The sequence below is a fragment of the Kitasatospora sp. NPDC002965 genome (genome assembly GCF_040611255.1).
In the GTDB taxonomy this organism is placed as follows: Bacteria; Actinomycetota; Actinomycetes; order Streptomycetales; family Streptomycetaceae; genus Kitasatospora.
Genome location: NZ_JBEXNT010000248.1, coordinates 1 through 5,302, shown reverse-complemented (window position 1 = coordinate 5,302; position 5,302 = coordinate 1). Strand labels below are relative to the sequence as shown.

At 76.5% G+C, this 5,302-nt stretch carries 1 protein-coding gene; it reads right to left on the bottom strand.

The window, feature by feature from the left end:
* On the bottom strand, positions 1-5,302 hold a 5,302-nt coding region (locus ABZY91_RS41175; RefSeq protein WP_355409280.1), incomplete at both ends, for an SDR family NAD(P)-dependent oxidoreductase.

The window sequence follows — 5,302 nt, the reverse complement described above, 5'->3', positions numbered from 1 at the left end:
CACCCCGTGCGACTCCACCAGACGCCGAGCCACCAACCCGCCCAACGTCCCCGTCCCACCCGTCACCAACACCGTCCCCGCCGGATCCAACACCCCGACGGACCCGGACACGGCCGCACGCACCAGGCGCGGCACCACCGCGTCACCGTCACGCCACACCACCTGCGACTCACCCGACGCCAGCAGGCCCCCCAGGGCCGACGGCTCCACCGCCGAGGCGGGGAACGCCGCTCCCTCGCCACCGAGGAGGAGGACGCGGCCGGGCTGCTCGTGCTGGACGGAACGGACCAGCCCCCACACCGCGTTGACCGCCGGGTCCGCGTCGGGCAGCCCGGTCGCGACGACCAGCGTCTCGCCGGCCCGGGCAGGATCCGCGAGCCCGTCGTGCAGGAAGGTCGCGACCCGGCCGAGCAGCGCGCGGGCGCCCTCGGGCCCGACGGCCGGCTCGCCGGTGAGGTCGAGCACCGCCGGGACGGCCGTCCCGGCCTCCGCGACCGGGGCGAGCGGCGCCCAGGCGACGCTGTAGAGGTGCTCGGCCCCGGCCGCCCCGAGGGCGGTGAGCCGGTCGACCGGCACCTGCCGCAGCGACAGCGACCCGATCGAGGCCACCGGCAGTCCGGCCGGGTCGGTGAGGACGAGCGAGAACGCGTACGGACCCGTCTGCCGGGCGTGCACCCGCAGGGCGGTGGCCCCCGACGCGAACAGGGCCACGTCGTTCCAGGCGAACGGCAGCAGGACGTGCCCCGGCTCCGGCTCGGCGACGGCCAGGAAGTTGGTGGCCTGGAGCGCGGCGTCCAGCAGCACCGGGTGGATCCCGTAGCCGGCGGCGGCCAGGCCGGCGGGCAGCGCCACCTCGGCGTGCACCTCGCCGTCGTGCCGCCAGGCGGCCCGCAGCGCCTGGAACGCCGGGCCGTAGACGAAACCCCGCTCGGCCAGCCGCTCGTAGAAGCCGTCCAGCGCGATCGGCTCCGCACCCGCCGGAAGCCACGGGCCGGGGGCCGCGGCGCCCGGCCCGGCCTCCCCGCCGAGGAAGCCGCTGGCGTGCCGCGTCCAGGCCCCCTCGCCGCCCTCGGCCCGCGAGTACAGGGCGAACGGCCGCCGGGCATCGGGCGCGTCGTCCTCCGGCGCGTCGACCCGCACGTGCAGGTGCAGGGCACCGCGCTCGGGGACGACGAGCGGAGCCTCGATCACCAGCTCGTCGACGGCGGGGGCGCCCGCCTCGTCACCGGCCCGCGAGACCAGCTCCAGCAACGCTGCCCCCGGGGCGAGGACGGTCCCGGCGACGGCGTGGTCCGCGAGCCACGGGTGGTCCCGCTGCTCCAGCCGGCCGGTGAGCACCGACCCGCCCTCCGGCAGCGACACGGCCGCACCCAGCAGCGGGTGCCCGACGGGTGCCAGCCCGGCGGCGCCCACGTCGGCGGTGGGACGCGTCTCCAGCCAGTAACGTTCGTGCTGGAAGGGGTAGGTGGGGAGGTCGGAGGGCCGGAGGGTGCCGGCGCCGGCGAACGCCGCCGACCAGTCCACCCCGACCCCGCGGACGTACAGCTCGGCGGCCGAGAGCAGGACCCGGTCCCACGCACCGTCCTCACGCCGCAGCGTCCCCGTGACCACCGTCGGAGCCTGGACCGCCTCCTCCAGCGCCTCCACCAGACTGTGCGCCAGCACCGGGTGCGCGCTCACCTCCACGAACGCCCGGAACCCCTCCGCGGCGAGCGTGTCCACCGCCTCGGCGAAGCGGACGGTCTGCCGCAGGTTGCGGTACCAGTACCCACCGTCCAGCTCAGGACCCTCCAACCACCGGCCCTCCACCGTCGACAGGAACGGCACCCTCGCCGCCTGCGGCTTCACCCCGGCCAGCAACCCCGCCAGTTCCTCCTCGATCGACTCGACGTGCGCGGTGTGCGAGGCGTAGTCCACCGGGACGCGCCGCACCCGCACACCCTGCTCCTCAAAGCCCGCCACCAGCGTGTCCAGCCCCACCGGGTCACCGGCCACCACCACGGACGACGGCCCGTTCACCGCCGCCACCTCCACACCGGCCGGCAGACCGTCAGCCACCCGCCCGTAGGGCAGGCCCACGGACACCATGCCGCCACGACCCGCCAGACCCCGCGCGATCGCCTGCGAACGCAGCGCCACCACGGCGGCGGCGTCCTCCAGCGACAGGATCCCCGCGACATGCGCCGCCGCGATCTCACCCTGCGAATGCCCCACCACCGCGTCCGGCACCACACCCAACGAACCCCACACCCGCGCCAGACCCACCATCACGGCGAACGACACCGGCTGCACCACATCCACCCGCTCCAGCGAGGCAGCACCCGGCACCTGATTCACCACATCCACCAACGACCAGTCCACATAAGGCTTCAGCGCACCCTCCACCTCCGCCAGAGCCCGCGCGAACACCGGAGACTCCGCCAGCAACCGCCGACCCATCCCCACCCACTGCGAACCCTGACCCGGGAACACGAACACCGACCGGCCCGCCACCTCCGCACGGCCCGCCACCAACCCGGGCGCAGCCTCTCCGGAGGACAGCGCCCGCAGGGCGTCGGCGAGTCCGGCCGGGTCGGCGCCGACGGCGACCGCTCGCTCGGGGAAGCGGGAGCGGGCCGTGACGAGGGCACGGGCGGTCGCCGCGCGGTCCACGTCGGGGCGCTCGTCCGCGTACGCCGCCAGCCGGGCGGCCTGTGCCCGCAGGGCGGCCTCCGAGGCACCGGAGAGCACCCAGGGGGCCGCGCCGTCCCCGGCCGCGTCGGCGTTCTCGTCCTCGTTCGCGCCGGGGGCGGCCTCGGGGTCGGCCTGCTCGGCGGCCTGCTCGGCCGGCTCGGCCTGCTCCAGGATGACGTGGGCGTTGGTGCCGCTCACGCCGAAGGCCGAGACGGCGGCCCGGCGCGGGCGGTCGCCCTCGGGCCACTCCCGGTCCTCGGTGAGCAGGGCGATGCCGCCCGAGGACCAGTCGATGTGCGAGGAGGGCGCGTCGATGTGGAGGGTCTTCGGCAGTACGCCGTGGCGCAGCGCCTCGACCATCTTGATCACACCGGCCGCACCGGCCGCGGCCTGGGTGTGCCCGATGTTGGACTTCACCGAGCCCAGCCAGAGCGGCTGTTCGGCCGGGCGGCCCCTGCCGTAGGTGGCGAGCAGGGCGTGCGCCTCGATCGGGTCGCCGAGCGGCGTGCCGGTGCCGTGTGCCTCGACGGCGTCGACGTCGCCGGCGGCCAGTCCGGCGTTGGCGAGCGCGGCCCGGATGACCCGCTCCTGCGAGGGGCCGTTGGGCGCGGTCAGGCCGTTCGACGCACCGTCCTGGTTGACGGCCGAGCCCCGGACGACGGCCAGGACCTCGTGGCCGAGCCGCCGCGCGTCCGACAGCCGCTCCAGCAGGAGCAGACCCACGCCCTCGGACATCCCGAACCCGTCGGCGGCGTCCGCGAACGCCTTGCTCCGGCCGTCGGTGGCCAGGCCGCGCTGCCGGGAGAAGCCGACCAGGCCCTCCAGGGTGGACATCACCGAGGCGCCGCCGGCCAGCGCCAGCGTGCACTCGCCGCTGCGCAGGGCCTGGGCGGCCAGGTGGAGTGCGACCAGCGAGGAGGAGCAGGCGGTGTCGACGGTGATCGCGGGCCCCTCCAGGCCGAGGGTGTAGGAGAGCCGGCCGGACAGCACGCTGCCCGCGTTGCCGGTGACGAGGTAGCCCTCGTCGGCCTGGCCGCCGGTGCCCTGGGTGCCGTAGTCCTGGCCGTGGGTGCCGATGAAGACGCCGGTGGGGGTGGCCCGCAGGGCGGTCGGGTCGAGACCGGCCCGCTCCAGGGTCTCCCAGGCGACCTCCAGCAGCAGCCGCTGCTGCGGGTCCATCGCCAGCGCCTCGCGGGGGTTGATCCCGAAGAAGGCGGCGTCGAAGTCGGCGATGCCGGGCAGGAACCCGCCGCCGCGCACGTAGGTGCGGCCGGGCACGTCGGGGTCGGGATCGTAGCTGCCGTCGAGGTCCCACCCGCGGTCGGTGGGCAGTCCCGAGACGGCGTCTCCTCCGGCGGCGACGAAGCGCCAGAGGTCCTCGGCGGAGTCGAGGCCGCCGGGGAAGCGGCAGCCCATGGCGACGATCGCGACGAGTTCGTCGTCGGCCTCGGCGGCGCGCACCGCCGGGACGGGCGCGGCGGCCGGTGCGGCGGTCTCCTCGCCGACCAGCTCGGTGGTGAGGTGGGCGGCGAGGGCCTTCGGCGTCGGGTAGTTGAACACCAGCGTGGCGGGCAGCCGCAGCCCGGTGGCGGCGCCGAGCCCGTTGCGCAGCTCGACGGCGGTCAGCGAGTCGATGCCCAGGTCCTTGAACGGCTTCTCGACGTCAAGGGACCCGGCCGAGCCGTGACCGAGCACGGTGGCGGCGGTGTCGCGGACGAGGGCGAGCAGCACCTCGTCGCGCTCGGCGGCGGCGAGGCCCGCCAGCCGCCGGGCGAGGGTGTCGGCACCGGCCCCGGCGGACCGGGCGGCGGACCGTCGCAGGGCGCGGGGCGCGCGGGCGGCCGGCGCCAGCCCGCGCAGGAGCGGCGGGAGGTCGTCGCCCCGGACGCCGGTGACGTCGAGCCGGATCGGCACCACGGCCGCCCGGTCGCCGGTGATCGCGGCGTCGAAGAGGGCCAGGCCCTGCTCGGCGGAGAGCGGACGGGTGCCGCCCCGGGCCATCCGGGCGAGGTCGGTGTCGCTCAGACGGCCGCCCATGCCGCCGGCCTCGGCCCACAGGCCCCAGGCGAGTGACACGGCGGGCAGTCCGAGGGCGTGCCGGTGGACGGCCAGACCGTCCAGGAAGGCGTTGCCGGCCGCGTAGTTGCCCTGGCCGGAGCCGCCGAGGACGCCGGAGGCGGAGGAGTAGAGCGCGAAGACGGCGAGGCCGAGCCCGGCGGTGAGTTCGTGGAGGTGCCAGGCGGCGTCGACCTTGGGGCGCAGCACGCTGTGCCACTTGGCGCCGTCCAGCGCCTCGATGACGCCGTCGTCCACGATCCCGGCGACGTGGACGACGCCGGTGAGGCGGTCCGCGACGGAGTCGACGACCGCCGCCAGCGCCTCGCGGTCGGCGGCGTCCACCGCCTCGGACCGGACGCGGGTGCCGTCCGCCGCGAGTTCGGCGAGCAGGTCGGCGGGGACGGCGGAGCGGGAGACCAGGACCAGCTCGGCGACGCGGTGGACCGCCGCGAGGTGGCGGGCCACCAGGCGGCCGAGGCCACCGGTGACGCCGGTGACCAGGACGGTGCCGCCCGCCAGCGGGGACGGGACCTCGGGGGCCGGCTGCGCCGCGCGGCGCAGCCGGGCGACG